The sequence below is a fragment of the Paraburkholderia sp. SECH4 genome, assembly GCF_030511745.1.
Lineage (GTDB): Bacteria > Pseudomonadota > Gammaproteobacteria > Burkholderiales > Burkholderiaceae > Paraburkholderia > Paraburkholderia madseniana.
Map to the genome: position 1 here is coordinate 94,733 of NZ_JALOCP010000010.1, position 16,606 is coordinate 111,338.

The 16,606-nt window shown below is 62.2% G+C and carries 14 protein-coding genes; 9 read left to right on the top strand and 5 right to left on the bottom strand.

Translation table 11 applies throughout. From position 1 onward, the window contains the following. Positions 1–6: 6 nt before the first annotated feature. Positions 7–306 carry a hypothetical protein gene (locus M0D67_RS16135; protein WP_154561476.1) on the bottom strand — a complete coding sequence of 100 codons (300 nt, stop codon included), beginning with the start codon at positions 304–306 and terminating at the stop codon, positions 7–9. Positions 307–665: 359 nt separating this feature from the next. Beyond that, the gene (locus tag M0D67_RS16140; RefSeq protein WP_154561474.1) at positions 666–1,253 is read right to left on the bottom strand and encodes an NUDIX domain-containing protein; all 588 of its coding nucleotides are present in this window, start codon (positions 1,251–1,253) and stop codon (positions 666–668) included. 123 nt (positions 1,254–1,376) lie between these two features. Here M0D67_RS16140 and M0D67_RS16145 point away from each other — a divergent pair, with 123 nt between their 5' ends. The 6 genes from M0D67_RS16145 (at position 1,377) to M0D67_RS16170 (ending at position 9,609) form a co-directional block, all read left to right on the top strand. Further along, positions 1,377–2,132: a DeoR/GlpR family DNA-binding transcription regulator gene (locus M0D67_RS16145; RefSeq protein WP_168435748.1), complete on the top strand. Its 756-nt coding sequence runs from the start codon at positions 1,377–1,379 to the stop codon at positions 2,130–2,132. A gap of 447 nt (positions 2,133–2,579) precedes the next feature. Then, positions 2,580–5,408 carry a xanthine dehydrogenase family protein molybdopterin-binding subunit gene (locus M0D67_RS16150; RefSeq protein WP_266239173.1) on the top strand — a complete coding sequence of 943 codons (2,829 nt, stop codon included), beginning with the start codon at positions 2,580–2,582 and terminating at the stop codon, positions 5,406–5,408. Beyond that, a complete protein-coding gene (locus M0D67_RS16155; RefSeq protein WP_171926997.1) occupies positions 5,405–6,166 on the top strand; it encodes a (2Fe-2S)-binding protein in 762 nt (253 codons plus the stop codon). The genes M0D67_RS16150 and M0D67_RS16155 overlap by 4 nt, the downstream gene beginning before the upstream one ends. Further along, complete coding sequence (locus tag M0D67_RS16160) at positions 6,163–7,443, top strand: cytochrome c (protein WP_266239174.1); 1,281 nt, start codon at positions 6,163–6,165, stop codon at positions 7,441–7,443. Before M0D67_RS16155 ends, M0D67_RS16160 begins: the two co-directional genes overlap by 4 nt. 124 nt (positions 7,444–7,567) lie before the next feature. Continuing rightward, positions 7,568–7,984, top strand: a complete 417-nt coding sequence (locus M0D67_RS16165; protein ID WP_266239175.1) for a hypothetical protein — start codon at positions 7,568–7,570, stop codon at positions 7,982–7,984. 650 nt (positions 7,985–8,634) lie between these two features. Continuing rightward, positions 8,635–9,609 (top strand): peptidoglycan DD-metalloendopeptidase family protein, encoded by a 975-nt coding sequence (locus tag M0D67_RS16170; RefSeq protein WP_266239176.1) that lies wholly within the window; start codon positions 8,635–8,637, stop codon positions 9,607–9,609. A gap of 151 nt (positions 9,610–9,760) precedes the next feature. Here the strand turns inward: M0D67_RS16170 and M0D67_RS16175 are convergent, their stop codons facing one another. After that, positions 9,761–10,579: an alpha/beta fold hydrolase gene (locus M0D67_RS16175; protein ID WP_266239209.1), complete on the bottom strand. Its 819-nt coding sequence runs from the start codon at positions 10,577–10,579 to the stop codon at positions 9,761–9,763. A gap of 459 nt (positions 10,580–11,038) precedes the next feature. Continuing rightward, positions 11,039–11,437: a hypothetical protein gene (locus M0D67_RS16180; RefSeq protein ID WP_154565293.1), complete on the bottom strand. Its 399-nt coding sequence runs from the start codon at positions 11,435–11,437 to the stop codon at positions 11,039–11,041. Between the two features lie 449 nt (positions 11,438–11,886). Here M0D67_RS16180 and M0D67_RS16185 point away from each other — a divergent pair, with 449 nt between their 5' ends. From M0D67_RS16185 to M0D67_RS16195, 3 genes are read left to right on the top strand one after another with little or no spacing between them, the layout of a single operon-like run. Continuing rightward, complete coding sequence (locus M0D67_RS16185; RefSeq protein ID WP_054036421.1) at positions 11,887–12,342, top strand: (2Fe-2S)-binding protein; 456 nt, start codon at positions 11,887–11,889, stop codon at positions 12,340–12,342. A gap of 1 nt (position 12,343) precedes the next feature. Continuing rightward, positions 12,344–14,578 carry a xanthine dehydrogenase family protein molybdopterin-binding subunit gene (locus M0D67_RS16190; protein ID WP_266239177.1) on the top strand — a complete coding sequence of 745 codons (2,235 nt, stop codon included), beginning with the start codon at positions 12,344–12,346 and terminating at the stop codon, positions 14,576–14,578. 12 nt (positions 14,579–14,590) lie between these two features. Continuing rightward, on the top strand, positions 14,591–15,871 hold the full coding sequence (locus M0D67_RS16195; RefSeq protein WP_266239178.1) for a cytochrome c: 1,281 nt from the start codon (positions 14,591–14,593) through the stop codon (positions 15,869–15,871). 76 nt (positions 15,872–15,947) lie between these two features. On the opposite strand, the gene M0D67_RS16200 is transcribed toward M0D67_RS16195, so the two are convergent. Further along, positions 15,948–16,604 carry an amino acid ABC transporter permease gene (locus M0D67_RS16200; RefSeq protein ID WP_171926992.1) on the bottom strand — a complete coding sequence of 219 codons (657 nt, stop codon included), beginning with the start codon at positions 16,602–16,604 and terminating at the stop codon, positions 15,948–15,950. Between the last annotated feature and the right edge of the window lie 2 nt (positions 16,605–16,606).

The following is a 16,606-nucleotide window of genomic DNA, read 5'->3' on the forward strand; positions in this document are numbered from 1 at the left end:
GGGAGATCAGTTCATCACGTAGTTCTGAATCAGAATCCCGACTACCACGCCGGCGGGAATGCCGAAGGTTCTGCCGCGAATTGTCGCGGTTAGATCTTCGTCGAGTATGAAGCTGCAGCGGCGGTCACGCCAGACGGTCTTATAAGCCAATGGTTTTGCATCGACGATGACGATCGAAATGAGCACGGTCAGGATGACCTGTTCCAAAGCATGCAGTTTCGCGATAAACGGTGAAAATTCACCGGCATTGCACAGCAATACCATTACGACTGCGGCGACCACGATGCCGAAAAAGAAACCGGCCATGAATCTGTTCGCTGAATTAAGAGAATCCACTTAAACCTCAAATCATTCGCCGGCTTTATGACGCTGACGAAGTAAAAAATATACTGACGGAAATGGTTTTCCCGTTTAAGAACTGCCTCGCAATGACCGCGCGGCAGGCAGGCTTTAAAAGGACCCGTAAGGATATTTTTTTGACGTTCATCGACATATCATCCTTTTCCCAAAGTCGCGTGGGATTAGTCTGAAATGCCGAGGTTTGTGGCGAGGCCGCGGACAGAACGGCCGTAGCGGGAGCGAGGCGCTCGCCACATTGCGCGTAAATGCCCATGCGCACCGCCGCCGCCGCGGTCGATCTCGCCGAACGACCTGCGAGCCAACACTTACGCGCCGAACAGATTCAACTTTGCGTACTGCAACAACATGATCGTCTTCCCGTCGACGATCTCGCCGCGTTCGACCATTGCCAGCGCTTCGTCCACCGCCAGTTCCAGCACCTCGATATCTTCACCTTCGTCGGCAATGCCGCCGCCCGCGCCGACTTTCGCCACCGCATCATATTCAGCGACGAAAAAGTGCAGCTTTTCCGTCACCGAACCCGGGCTCATGAAGGCTTCGAATACCTTGCGCACGTCGTGTACGCGGTAGCCGGTTTCCTCTTCGACTTCAGCGCGAATCCGCTCTTCGGGTGAGGCGGCCTCCAGCAGGCCCGCCGGCGCCTCGATCAGCATACCGTGATGACCGTTGACGAACGCCGGCAGGCGGAATTGCCGCGTCAGCACCACCGTGCGGCGGCGCGGGTCGTACAGCAATAGCGTCGCGCCGTTGCCGCGATCGTAGGTTTCGCGGCTCTGGCGCTGCCAGCTGCCGTCCGCGCGTTGGTAGTCGAAGGTGGTTTTCTTCAGCACGTACCAGTCGTCCGATAGCACTTTCACGTCGACGATCCGCACCCGCCCGGCGATTTCGTTCATGGCTCGTATCCTGTTCCGTTGGGAAACGCGGTCTGCACCGCATGCAATTTATGGTATCGTGCAATATCGTGCAAAAACAAGAAATTGCGTGCAAATTGCCAAAATGCTTTCGGGACGCCCGCCGTGCTCACATCGCAAAGAAAACAGTTGATCCTTGAAGCGCTCAAGCGTGACGGCCAGGTGATCGCCAGGACCTTGAGCGTCGAGTTCGACGTCTCGGAGGACACGATCCGCCGCGATCTGCGCGAGCTCGCCGCCGAGGGGCAGCTCCAGCGCGTGCATGGCGGCGCATTGCCGGCGTCGCCGGCGGCAGTGGATTTTGCCGGGCGCGAGCGCATCGAATCGGCATCGAAGGCGGCGATCGGCCGGGCGGCGGCGGGCATGATCGCGCGCGGGCAGATTGCCTTCATCGACGGCGGCACGACTGCCGTGCAACTGGCGCGCCACTTGCCGCGCGATTTGCGGGCGACGATCGTCACGCACAGCCCGAGCATCGCCGTCGAACTGGCCGAGCACGCGGAGCTCGAGGTCATCATGATCGGTGGGCGTCTGTTCCGGCATTCAATGGTCAACGTGGGTGCGGCGGCTATCGAATCGCTCAGCCACATTCGCGCCGACTTCTACTTCATGGGCGTCACGGGTGTGCATCCGCAAGCGGGCCTGAGCACCGGCGATATGGAGGAGGCCTACGTGAAGCGCGCGCTCGCGGAACATGCAGCGGAAACAGTGGTGCTGGCGTCGGCGGAAAAACTCAATGCGGCATCGGCGTACAAGATCGCGGATGTGTCGGCGGCCAGCACGATCGTCGTCGAGCGGAATACGCCAGAGGTGCTTACCGCGCCGTTCGAAGCATTGGGGATCACGATCTTGCGCGCTTAGTTAAATACGTTTTAGTAAGTTACGCTCGCGACAAAACAGCGGCCATCGCCGATCCTCGACAGATAACAAGCAGCGCAATAAACCCACTGTTATAACGATTCATACCCAATACGTTATTTGCGAGATAGCTGACAAAAAATGACGCACCGTGCGTCTAAACAGCGAGATAATCCCGGCCCTTGGCCCTCTGCAGGGCAGGGAAAAGGCAACTCACGGTAGTTCAAGGTCAATCAGATCGACTGCGGCAGCCGAAGTGATGGCTACTGCACATCGCCGGTACGCCCGGGCTCAAACAAGCGCCCGCGGTTCGAACACCTCCCTCGTGGTTATCGCCGTCCAGCGCAGGTTCGCCGCGCGCGAGCACGCGCGTGGTCTCGCGCGAGACCTGACGTTTTCCACGATCGTCCTGCTCACGAGTTGCCGCTGTGTTCACTTAAGGAGAAGTCCATGGGGAAACTCGACCTTTCGCGTCGTAGTTTTCTGAAGGCCAGCGTGTTGGCGGGTGTGTCGGTGTATATCGCGCCGATGGGCAGCCGCGCATTTGCTGCGTTGTTCGAAGACAAAATTCTGACGCCGGTTCAGTGGGACGCCGCCAATGGGCAGGCGAAATTCCGCATCGACGGTATCGCCAAAGTGACGGGCTCGAAAGTGTTCGCGCGAGACATCCGCGCCACCGACATGCCGCACTGGCCGCAGCAGCAATCGCACGCCTTCATCCTGCGCACGACGCAAGCCGACCGCAGCTACGAAGGCTTCGACCTGACGCTGCTCGGCGACGAACTGAAGCCCGACCGTGTGGTCACGGCGGCCGATCTGACGCGCGACGGCCTGATCTTCCCGGCCTTCTACGGCGACGACATGTTGCTGCCGCCGGGCAAGACGCCCGCATATCTCGGCCAGGCGGTCGCGATCCTGATTTATCACGACTTCGTGCGCTTCCGCTTCGCAAAAGACAAGCTCAAGTTCCAGGATCAGGTCATCCGTTACGGCGCGAAAACCGGGCCGCTCGAGCGCGATCCGTGGGGCACGTTCCGCTTCGTGCGCGTCGGCGGCAAGACGCCGTATGACGACGATATCTTCTCCAGCCTGAAAGACGCACCGGTGTTCCCGAGCATGATGCGCAAGCACCAGCCGGTGTGGCCGGACGGCGTCGAACACGGCAAGCTCGACGAGCAGGGCATGTTCCACGCCGGCCAGATCCAGCAGGAGCTGGATCATCCGTCGGCGGACTGGCTCGTCATGGAGCGCGAGTACAACACGCAGTCGATCGACACCGCCGCGCTCGAACCGGACAACGCGAACTGCTGGTACGACGCGGCGACGCAATCGCTGCACATGGTCGTGCCGACCCAGGCGCCGTCCGAAGTTGCCGACAGTGCGGCCGGCATGGTCGCGAAGTGCGCGTTCCCGGTGAAGAACCTGTTCATTCACCCGTGCTACACGGTGGGCTACGGTTCGAAGGATCACTTCAACGTGCCGTTCTACGGCCTCGTCTGCGCGATGTATGCGGACGGCCGCCCGGTGCGTCTTGCGAACGATCGCTACGAGCAGTTCCAGACGTCGTTGAAACGCCATGCGTTCAAGATGAACTACCGGATCGCCGTCGATAAGAACACCGGCATGATGCAATCGTTCAAGGCCGCGATGGAAGCGGATGGCGGCGGTCGCTGCAATTTCTCGCCGTCGGTGGCGATGGTCGGCGCGACGGCTGCGCAATCGATCTACTACTTCCCGAAGAACGATCTCTCGGCGGTGGCGATCGCCTCGCGCGCAATCGACGCTGGTTCGGCACGCGGCTACGGCACGCTGCAAAGCATGGCCGCGACAGAGATGATGGTCGACGAAATCGCCGCGCAACTGAATCTTGATCCGATCGACTTCCGTCTGAAGAACGCGCTGCGTCCGGGCATGAAGAACACCCAGGGCGCGGTGCCCGCCGGCGCGATTCGTGTCGACGACGTATTGCAGAAAGCGAAGGTTCATCCGCTGTGGGTGAATCGCGCAAAGCGCAAGGCCGAGTTCGAAGCCGCTCATCCGGGCAAGCGTTATGGCGTTGGCTTTGCGTGTGTGCAAAAGGACTTCGGCACGGGCGCGGAAACCTCGTTCGCCAAGGTCGAGTTCAGCGCCGACGGCAAGATCGGCTTGCAACACACGGCGGCCGAAATCGGTACCGGCATGTCGACCTCGCAGGCGATCGCGGTCGCAAAGTGGCTCGGCAAGCCGGCCACCGACGTGCATGTCGCGATCACCGATTGGCCCGATCTGCCGGTCGTCACGAGCGGCGACCCGTACATGATGTCGCAAGCGGACCAGGACAAGCTGGCCGCGAATCCCCGTTGGTCGCCGGGTTATGCGTCGCCGTCGAGTGCGACGAATTCGGCGTTCTATTTCACGCACAGCACGCGCGAAGCGGCACGCGTCGTCTTCGCGCACGGCTTGTGGCCGGCGGCCATGGCGATCTGGAGCCAGGGCGGCGGCGGTGGTCAAGCCGCGCCGCTGGTGGTGCGCATCGAGGACGCGCGTTGGGTCGACGGCAAGCTTTCGGCGGCGGGGCTCGAAGCACTGCCGTTCGAACAGCTCGCGAAGAAGGCACACGAATTGGGTCTGGTCACCGGTGCGACCGTGCACGTGTTCAATCGCTGGCAATGGACCGAGTCGGACTTCGAGATCGACGGCACTGTCGAGCGTCTGCCGCTCGATGGGCTTGCGCTTCGATATGGCGACAACGCTTCGGCCGATAAAAAGAAACTGCAAACCACGCCGAACCACTATCGCGTGCTTGATCGTCAGCGCGTGTTCATTCCGCCGGTTCAGCGTAACAACGCGGCCGTGACGTATTACAGCGCGGTCGGCACGCTGGTCGAGTTGTCGGTGCATGAAGCGAGCGGCAAAGTGGACCTGCTCGCCCATCACTCGATCATGGAGTGCGGCAATCAGCTCTCGCCGCAACTCGTGTCGGGCCAGTTGCAAGGCGGCCTCGCGATGGGCATCGGCCATGCATTGCACGAGTATCTGCCGCTCTATGAAGACGGTCCTGGCAACGGCACGTGGAATTTCAATCGTTACCACTTGCCGCGCGCGACCGACGTCGCCGTCTGGACCCAGACCGGCGAAGTGCTGCCGCCGCTCACCGAGACCGATCCGCCGAAGGGCATCGCCGAAGTGGTGATGATTCCGGTGGTCGGCGCCATCGTGAACGGTATCGCGCACGCGATCGGCCATCGCTTTACCGACCTGCCGGTCACCCCGCAACGTATTCAGGAGGTGCTCGCATGACGGCCCCCACTCAAACTTCCGCTATTGCTGCAAGCGCCGCCACTTCCTCGGGCACCGTTTCTGGCGCTTCGGCTTCCGCTTCCACCGCAGCTACTGCGGCCTCCAGTCCCGCGGCCGCTGCTGCCGCGCGCACTGCTTCCGGTGCTTCAGGTGCCTCGGGCGTTGCCGCCGGCGCGCCGGCCGCAACGGTGGTCGAACGTCCGTTGACGCATTTCCGCACGCTGCCGGTGTCGGTCAAGGTGAACGGCGAGATCGTCGGCCCGACCGACGTGCCCGCCGGTCTGATGATGATCGACTTCCTGCACGAGTATCTGCACCTGACCGGCTCGCGCCTCGGCTGCGGCCAGGGCATCTGCCACGCGTGCGTCGTGATCGTCGACAAGCCGGACGGCACCAGCGAAGAAGTGCGCACCTGCATCACGGGCGCGAATTTTTTCCACGGCAAAACCATCCGCACGATCGAAGGCCACGCGAAGCGCAACGAAGCAGGCGAGGTCGTCGAACTGTCGCCGATCCAGCAGAAGTTTCTCGAACACTTCAGTTTTCAGTGCGGCTACTGTACGCCCGGTTTCGTCAATGCGGCGACCGTGCTGATCGAACGTCTGAAGCGTCAGCCGATTGCTAAAGACAAGGTCGAGCAAACCATCACCGAGGCGCTGAACGACCATATCTGCCGTTGCACGGGCTACGTGCGCTATTACGAAGCCGTGAAGGAGGTTGTGATGACCACGCCAGGCCTTGTAAAGGACGCGGCATGATGACTCCCTCGAAGAATGTGCGCCGCGCGTTGCTGTTGCTCGGCACGGCCGCGTTGCTAAGCGCTTGTGGCCAACAGGACGACTCCGCCGCAGCGATGCGGGCTGCCGCAGCGATGCGGGCTGCCGCCGCAATGGGCCCGCAGTCCACCGCGGCCGATCCGCTCGCGCGCGGCCGCTACCTCGTGAAAGCCGCCGATTGCGCCGCCTGCCACACCACGTCGGATGGCGCGCCGTTTGCCGGTGGCGTAAAGCTGGCTTCGCCGTTCGGCACCTTTTACGGCACCAACATCACGCCGGACAAGGACCACGGCATCGGCAACTGGAGTGCGGACGATCTCTACAAGGCGCTGCACGATGGCGTCACGCCGACCAAGCAGTTGTATCCGGCCATGCCGTACACGTCCTACCGCCAACTGTCGCGCGCGGATAGCGATGCGATCTACGCGTATCTAATGGCGCAGAAGCCGGCGGTCGTGGCGAACCACGAGCCCGAGTTGTCGTTCCCGTTCAACATGCGTTTTGGTGTGCGTTTCTGGAACTGGGTGTTCCTGAAGGACACGTTGCCGGACGCATCTAAAGGGCAATCTGCAGACTGGAATCGCGGGCGCTATCTGGCGAGCGCGCTCGGCCATTGCGCCGAATGTCATACGCCGCGCGGCAAGTTCGGTCAGCTCGACGGTGCCAGGCCGCTGACGGGCGCGGCGCTCGGCAGGATCGCCGCACCGGACATCACACCGCATGGTTTGGCAGCACGCGGCTGGACGGCCGCGGACCTGCAGACGTTCTTCGCGACGGGCATCGCGCCGCAAGGCTCGGCGTTCGGCGAGATGTATCCGGTCGTGCATCTGAGCAGTCAGTACATGACGCATGACGATCTGCGCGCGATGTCGACCTATCTGCTTGGTGACCAGGCGCTGGCGCCGCAACCATCGCAATCGGTCTCCGCCGATGCCGCGCAACTCGAGGCCGGGCGCAATGTGTATCTCGCGGTGTGTGCGGGCTGTCACGGGCTGAGCGGCGAGGGCAAGCCGCACGTTGCGGTGCCGATGCACGGCAACTCGACAGTGCGTCAAGGCGATGCGCACAACCTGATCGTGGCGATGCTCGACGGCATCGGCGCGCAGGATTTCCCGGGCCTCGAGCGGATGCAGGAGATGCCGGGCTTCGCCACGCAACTCAGCGACGCGGAACTCGCGCAGCTCGCGAATTATCTGCGCGCGACGTACGGCGGCCAACCCGCCGACGTGACGGCCGATGCGGTGAAGGCGTTGCGTTGAAGCGTGAACGGCGCGCAATGAACTCACGCGTAATGGTCTGCTCAAACGGTATCGCGCCGTTGCCGTCCGGCGGCGCGCCGTACGTTTCGCCGTAGACCGGTCCGATGTCCTTCACGGAGACTTCATGAGTCATCTCGCCACGCAGATTCTTCCTCATCATAGTGACCCTCATTCGGTGGGTGCACCGCTGGCTTGCGTACAGGGTACGATCAGCAAGGTGTTCCTCAGCCCGGAATTCCACCACGCCGCCGATCACCAGCAATTCGTCATCAGGATCGACAAGGTCGTGAAGTTCGAAGGCGGCACGCAGAACCTGGTCGGTACCGAAGTATTCGTTGCCGTGCGCTACGGCGACAGCGAAGGGCTCGCGCAGGCAATCCCCGGTCTGCAGGCCGGGCAGCCAATCGAGGCGCAAGGCGAATACATCGCCGAAGCCAGCGCCTATCCCACCGCCGACAACAACAACCCTGTTCTGCCGGTGCTGCACTTCACGCATCATCCGGTCGGCTACGTGCTGTATCAAGGTCATACCTACAGCTAGGCCAGGCCAGTCGCTGCGAGCCGGGCGGGCGCACGCCTGTCCGTCCGCTCGCCTGCGCATTTCCCCTTGGCTCCTCGTCTCGCGTACCGGCAATTCAAGTTTTCGCAGTGTTCTGCCGATAAGCAAACGTTATCGTCCGGTCGTCGGGCGACGCAGCCGTTTGCGGGTCTTCGCGATCATGCGCGTAGAGACACCAGGCAGACACCGCGCGTGCGGCGCGGACGGACCTGATGTGCCGGCTGATGCCGCCTGGGCGGCGGCCACTGGACCAGCACCGAGCAGCGGAGGCTCCAGGACATGCGGCGCCGGACTGGTTGCGGATGCAACCGTGTCTGCAACACCGTGAGTAAGGTTTGTATCTGTTTGTGTGAGCCGGGACGTTTTTTGCAAAATGCACTTTACAATTCCGCGTGAATTTTAATCGGCAATCTGGCCCTTTTCGCGGAAGATCGGCTGTTTTTGAGCATCCGGGCGTCCGGGCATCCGGCGTCCGGTGAAGCGAAAGGGATTGGGTTGGACGGCAGGGCACGGATGGGCGCCGCACGAGGCGGCCTCGCTGTGTCGCGACAGAAAGCAGCGCTTCGTCAGAACGCGCGCATCGCACGCGACAGGGCAGCATCCGGCTCGCCAATAAAAAGCAGGAGTCGAACATGTTGGGAAAGCGTTTCGACAGAACAATGATGGCCAGTCTGGCTGGCGTGTGGGTTGCGCTGGCGGTCAGCGGTTGTGCGAATGTGGGGCAGCAGGACGCGCAAGCTGGCGCGGCATCGGGCGCATCGGCTGCGTCCGGTGTGCCGGCAGCGGCTGCAGTGCCGGCTTCTGATGCGCTCGCAGGTTCGTCGGTCAAGCCAGCCGCCGACGACGGCACGCCGCTTAAAAAATCGCCGCCGTTGCTGTATCGCGTCAAGCGTGGCGACACGTTGGCGCGCATCGCGCAGCATCATCATTGCAGTGTCAGGCAGTTGCAGGCGTGGAATGGCCTCAAGCCCTCCTCGCGGTTGAAGCTCGGGCAGGTGCTGCACGTCGCTTCGCCGGAAACGGTACGGGCGGTTAATTCGGCCAATGCGGCAGCAAACGCGGCAGCCGCCGCTGCGAAGGCTGCGGCGGCGTCCGCGCCGGCTGTTCCGCTTGCCGCGCAGCAGGCGCCGGCGGCAACCACGTCGCAGGCAACGGCGCAGTCCGCCACGCCATCACCCGCGCCCAGCGCCGCCGAGGCACGCGAAGTCGCGCAGCAAACCTCCCGGCATGCAAACGGCGTATCGCTGGCATGGCCTGCAGGTGGCCGTGTAGTCGAAGCATTCCAGCCGGGCGAAACACGCGGCATCGAAATCGGCGGAAAGGCCGGCGATCCGGTGCGGGCCGCGGCCGACGGCAAGGTAATGTACGCCGGCACCGGTTTGAACAGCTACGGCAGTCTGATCATCGTCCAGCACAACAAGGACTTTTTGACCGCGTACTCGCATAACCGCAAGCTACTGGTCAAAATCGGCGACATCGTGCGGCAAGGCCAGCAGATTGCCGAGATGGGCGACGAGAACAACTCGCGCGTCTCGGTCGGCTTCGAGTTGCGCCGCGACGGCAAGCCGATCGATCCGATGCCGTATTTGCCGCAAGGCCGCGGCTAGGCGAGCCTAGGAATTAGCCGACGATTTTTCGCCAATACCAAACAAGCAGCGATCCCGGTTAGTCATTTGCCGGTATCGCTGCTTTGTCACATCCTCGCATCCGGGTCGACTACAGGGCAGATCAGATCGGCTACCGGTAACGCGCCTTCCTTCAATCGAACCAGCGCAGCGCCGCTGCGACGATCGCTTCGGGTGCATCTTCCTGCACCAGATGACCGGCCTTGGGCACTGCCTGAAAGCGCGCCTCGGGTATGACCGCCGCCAGTTGCCGGCCGCGTTCGAGTGGAATCCACTGGTCGTCTTCGCCCCACAGGATTTGCGTCGGGCAACGCATCTGCGGATAACGTGTTTCGACCGCGTCGGTATAGCGCTGATCCATTTGGGCGATCTGGCGGTAGAACGCGGCTTGTCCCGTTGCGCCGAGCCACGGTGTTACATAAGGCGCGAGTTCCTCGTCCGGAATATCGCGAGCGATGGCGCCACGCACGTATGCCTTCACGACCGCTTCGTGGATATACGGCGGCAGCCCGGCGAAGGCTGCGCCGTGTTCGCGCACGTGCTGCACGAACGGCGACCCCCATGGTGCGACGGCGACCGGATCGATCAGCGTCAGGCTGCGATAGTCGCACCCGTCAATGAGATGCGCGCGCAAGGAAGTCGCGCCGCCGAAATCGTGCGCGATGATGTCCGGATTCGTCAGTTGCCAATGCGCGAGCAATTCCGCCAGCAGCACGTTCTGCACGCCGAGCGAGACATCCTGAGCGTCGCGTTGCTCGGATTGGCCGTAGCCAAGCAGATCGTAGTAATACACGGTGCGAACTTGCGCGAGATGCGGGGCGATGCGATGCCACACATACGAAGAAAACGGTGTGCCATGAACCAGCACCAGCGGCGGGCCGTTGCCGGTCACGCGAAAACGCACGGTTTGATCACGGAACGTATAGCTTTCGGGAAGCAGCCAGTTTTGCATGGTGATGAGCGTCACGAGAAAGTCTGCTTACCTTAGCAGGGTGCTCCGAAGCGCGCTGACCGGCTTTTCGCAGCATCCTCCGGGTACCTCCCGCAAAAGCTCACCTTTGTTTTAGTCAGCAAAGCCAGGCAAATTCAAAAGACTTTGACTCACGGCGTCGCCGGATCGATCGGTGAGTGGTGCTGACACAGCGCACTGTTACGAAACGAGCATAAATCACCTTGAAACAAAGTATTTTTGTGTTGGCTGGATTCGGGAAGCCTGGTAATCGTCGAGGACGCGCCGATTCGGTATTCAACGAAACGACGCGTGACCGACCAAAATGTGCGCATGGCAATGGTGAGCTAATTCGGGAGCCGAAGGCTCAATCAATACCGGATGCCGCGCTGCCGCACTCCACCACAGCGACCACCTCCGGCTAACGCCGACGAAGCGCCAAGCGAAGTGACGCGCCACCGGCTACTTCGCTTCAGCGCCGCGCAGCAATTGCGAAACCTGGCCGTGGTGATGCAGGATCGCCGGGTCGGCTTGCAGGAGCGGCAAGTAGCGCGGCAGGAATGCGTTGTTGGGCTGGTCGGGTGAAAAGAGGCCAGAGACGGCTTCGGCTGCGGCGAGCCGATCGGCGGCGTCCGCCTCCTTGTCGTCGAGAATTTCGTCGACGTTGGCGATCACTGTGGAGAGCGGCGTGAGCCAGCGGAACGCAGAGCCGTTGATGAGCACCTGCAGGAAGGCCGCCGGGGTCACGGGGCCGAATTCCTTTTCGTACGACGCGCGCTCGTGATCGAGAATCGACTTATGCAGCGCCAGTAGCGGTTTGCGAATTTCCGAGAGGAATTGAATGCATTGCTGGTCGTTCATCTTGCCGCTCCTTCGGATAGTCATGCCGGATCAAGCCGGGCGATCGGGTCAAGCCAGATCCATGCTAACAAAATCGCTCGAAGATGCATCAATAAATAAGATTGATGCGCGCACGCGAAGCGCATCAGATCAAGCCGGTGTCGCAATGGTAACGCATTGATTTAAATCTCGTTTCACTTGCGGCATGGGCCGCGGCTGCGTCTTTCTCAATGCGTGGACACGCTGCGGACATGTGCACCCTGTCTGCGAACTTCTTTATCCACGGCTACAATTTCCAGGTCTCTTCCAGTGCACTCGCGCTGCGCATCATCTCCTGTACGCATTGAACCGCAGCCGCATCGCGTATTAGCACGGCGTGTCGAATAAACCCGGCAAGTCTTTGCGTTTTGGTTCGACGTCTCTGTCTAAACATCCGCCTGACAAACAATAAACCCCACCCGGAGCCGCCCATGACAACGTTCAACATCAACGGCCAGACTCATACCGTCGACGCACCGCCTGACATGCCCCTCTTGTGGGTGTTGCGCGATCTCGTCGGCTTGACCGGCACCAAGTTCGGTTGCGGCATCGCGCAATGCGGCGCATGCACCGTGCACCTCGATGGCGTCGCGGTGCGCTCGTGTGTGCTGCCGGCGGCGGCTGTGGGCGACAAGAAAATCACCACCATCGAAGCGGTCGGCAGCACGCCGGCCGGGCAGAAGGTGCAGCAGGCATGGCGTCAGCTTGACGTCGTGCAATGCGGCTACTGTCAGTCGGGGCAGGTGATGTCGGCGGCCTCGCTGATCGCGAGCAACCCCAATCCAACCGATGCGGATATCGACGCCGCCATGGCCGGCAACATCTGCCGCTGTGGGACATACAACCGCATCCGCGCGGCGATCAAGCAAGCCGCGAAGGGAGCCTGACATGTCCCAGGGATTGCTCGATTCACAAAACGGCGCGCAGCCGTCGAAGGGCGGCATCTCGCGCCGCACCTTCCTCAAATTCGGCATCACGGTTGGTGCGGCAACCGGCGGCGGCTTGCTGCTCGGCTTCAGCATGCCGGCCGCCAGTCAGGATCAGAAGACGGGCAAATCGGTCATCGGCGGCGATGGGGATGAAGCGCCGCAGAACGGCGTGTTCGCGCCGAACGCCTTCATCCAGATCGACACGGCGGGCAAAGTTACGCTGGTGATTCCGAAGGTCGAAATGGGGCAAGGCGTCTACACGTCGATCCCGATGCTGATCGCCGAAGAGCTCGAAGTGCCGCTCGACTCGGTCACGCTCGACCATGCACCGCCGAACGAAAAGCTCTTCATGGATCCGCTGCTCGGCGGCCAGCTCACCGGCGGCTCGACGTCGATCCGCTATGCATGGGAGCCGATGCGCCGGGCTGGCGCGACCGCGCGCACAGTGCTGATCAGCGCCGCCGCGCAGCAATGGCAAGTCGATCCGGCAAGCTGTCATGCAGAAGCCGGTCAGGTGATTCATGCGGCGAGCAATCGCAGCATTGGCTACGGCCAGTTGGTGACAGCGGCTGCCAAACTGCCTGCGCCGCAGAACGTCAAGTTGAAAGACCCGAAAGACTTCAAGCTGATCGGCACCGCGGTGAAGCGTCTCGATTCGCCCGAGAAGGTCGACGGCACCGCCATGTTCGGACTGGACGTGCGCGTGCCGGACATGGTCTACGCGGCCATCGCGAACTGCCCGGTGTTCGGTGGCACGCTCGCGAGCGTCGACGATACCAACGCGAAGAAGATTCCCGGCGTGCGCCAGGTCGTCAAAGTGGATAACGCGGTCGCCGTGATCGGCGATCACACGTGGGCCGCCAAACGCGGTTTGCAGGCGCTGGATATCAAATGGAACGAAGGCGCGGGCGCGCAGATCGGGATGAAGCAGATCGTCGACGATCTCGCCAATGCCGCGCAGCGAAACGGTGCGGTGGCGCGTAAAGACGGCGACGTGAACAACGCGTTTTCAAACGCGAAAACGCGCGTCGACGCCGTGTATCAGCAGCCGTTCCTCGCGCACGCCACGATGGAGCCGATCAACTGCACGGTACACGTGCGGCCCGACGGTTGTGATATCTGGCTCGGCTCGCAGGTGCCGACGCGGGTGGTGGACGCCGCGGTTGCCGTCACCGGCTTGCCCGCGGACAAGATTGTCGTGCACAACCATCTGATCGGCGGCGGCTTTGGCCGGCGGCTCGAGTTCGACATGGTCACGCAGGCGGTCAAGATCGGCAAACAGGTGTCGACGCCGGTGAAGGTAGTGTGGACGCGCGAAGAAGACATCCAGCACGACATGTACCGGCCGTACTACTACGACAAGATCTCCGCCGGGCTCGACGCGAACGGCAGGCCGATCGCGTGGCAGCATCGGATTGTCGGCTCGTCGATCCTGGCGCGTTTCGCGCCGCCGGCGTTCAAGAACGGTATCGATCCGGATGCGGTGGAAGTCGCCTCGGACCTGCCGTACGACTTGCCGAATCAGCTGATCGACTATGTGCGGCAGGAACCGCACGCAGTGCCGACTGCATTCTGGCGCGGCGTGGGACCGACACGCGGCACCTTCGTGGTCGAGAGTTTCATCGACGAACTCGCCACGCAGGCGAAAATCGATCCGGTCAAATACCGCCAGGATCTGCTGGGCAAAACGCCGCGCGCGCTGAACGTGCTCAATACCGCCACGCAGGCGGCGAACTGGGGCAGTGCGGTGCCCAAGGGCCAGGGGCGCGGCGTGTCGGTGATGCACGCGTTCGGCAGCTTCTTTTCGATGGTGGTCGACGTCGCGGTGGATCAGGGCGAGGTGGCCGTCAAGCGCGTGGTGTGCGCGGTCGATTGCGGGATGGTGGTGAACCCGAACACGATCGAAGCACAGGTGCAAGGCGGGATCATCTTCGGTATCACGGCGGCGCTCTACAGCGAAATCACGATCAAGGACGGCCGAGTGGAGCAGAACAACTTCACCGACTACCGGATGCTGCGCATCGATCAGGCACCGCCGATCGAGGTGCATATCGTGAAGAGCAGCGAGGCGCCTGGCGGCATCGGCGAGCCGGGGACGGCGGCGCTCGCGCCGGCTCTGACGAATGCGATTTTTGCGGCCACCGGCAAGCGGCTGCGGCAATTGCCCGTCGGTAGTCAACTACAAACCGCCTGACTGGAGCCCAACATGAAAAACACACTGAAGGGTTTCGGTGCTGCGCTGTGTATGGCGTTACCGTTCCTCACGCAAACTCCGGCGCAAGCCGCGGATCAGGCGCTGGTGCAGCGCGGCGCCTATCTGGCGAAGGTTGGCGATTGTGTCGCTTGCCATACGGCGCCGAAAGGCAAACCGTTCGCGGGTGGCCTGCCGATGACCACGCCGATGGGCCAGATCTACACCACCAACATCACGCCGGATCAGCAAACCGGCATCGGCAATTACACGGAAGAGGACTTTGCGAAGGCGATGCGCGAAGGCGTCGCGAAAGACGGGCACAACCTGTATCCGGCGATGCCGTATCCGTCGTATGCAAAGGTCAACGACGACGACATGAAAGCGCTGTACGCGTACTTCATGAGCGGCGTCGCGCCGGTGCTGCAGGCGAATCGCGAGCCGGACATCAAATGGCCCTTGAACATGCGTTGGCCGTTGAAGTTCTGGAACATGGTCTTCCTGGAGAAGGGCGCCTATCAGGACAAGCCGGGCAAGGATGTCGCGTGGAATCGTGGCGCGTATCTGATTCAGGGGCTGGGGCATTGCGGCTCGTGTCATACGCCGCGCGGCGTCGCGTTCCAGGAAAAGGCGCTGGATGAAAGCGGCAACGCGTTCCTGACGGGCGGCGTGCTCGACGGCTGGTTCGCCGCGAACCTGACGGGCGAGCACAACGTCGGCCTGGGTCGCTGGAACGATCAGGATCTGCAGGCGTTCCTGAAGACCGGCGCCAATCGCCATGCGTCGGCATTCGGCTCGATGACCAGTGTGATCAACAACAGCACGCAGGGCATGAACGACACCGACATAGCCGCGATGGCGACGTACCTGAAGTCGCTACCGCCGGCGGGCGGCAGTGGCGCACCGCCTTATACGTACGATCCACAAGCGACGAAAGTATCGCTGAACCGTCCCGCGAACGATGCCGGTGCGCGTGTTTATACGGCGTATTGCATGCACTGCCATGGTGTCGATGGACGCGGCTTTGCGCCGATGCTCGCGCCGTTGGCCGGCAATCCGAACGTGCTGGAGAAGGATCCGTCCTCGCTGATCAACGTGACGCTGAACGGCACGGAGGACCTGGTGATCGGCGGTATTCCCGCGCCGTATCCGATGCCGAAGTACGCGCCGGTGCTCAACGACCAGCAGATCGCCGACGTGCTGACCTTCGTGCGGGCCGGGTGGAATAACGGTGGTTCGGCTGTCACGGCGGGCGAGGTGGCGAAGTTGCGGAAGTCGACCCAGGCGGCTCGATAGACGCACCGGGCTGACAACGAAAAAAGCGGCAACCGTGCAAAACGGTTGCCGCTTTTTTATGGACCCGCGGAAAGCGTTATCGGTGCTGCCCCACCTTTTGCCGCTTCTCCAGGACGCGCGCATACCACGTCAACGGGAAACACATCGCGAAGTAAATCATCGCGACCATGCCGTAGATCGGGAACGGGCGGAATGCGGCGTTGGTGATCATCGTGCCGGTCTTGGTCAATTCCGTGAAGCCGATGATCGACGCGAGCGCCGTGCTTTTCACCACCTGCACGAGGAAGCCGACTGTCGGCGCCACAGCGATCTTCAGCGCCTGCGGCCAGATGATGTAGCGCAGTTGCTGGCTGAACGTCATGCCCAGACTAGCGCCCGCAGCCCATTGACCACGCGGCACGGCTTCCACACAGCCGCGCCAGATATCGACCAGATACGCGCTGGTATAAAGCGTCAGCGTGACGGCTGCCGCAACCCAAGGCGACACATCGACACCCAGCAACGGCAGGCCGAAGAACGCCAGAAAAAGCTGCATCAGCAACGGCGTGCCCTGAAACACTTCCACATACACCACCACGATCCGCCGCAACCACGGCAACGGCGACACGCGCATGGCGAGCAGGATCAGCCCGACGACGCCACCGCCGACAAACGCGATCAGCGACAACAACACCGTCCAGCGGGCGGCGAGCAACAGATTGCGGGCGATGTCCCACAGCGTGAATTCGACCATGA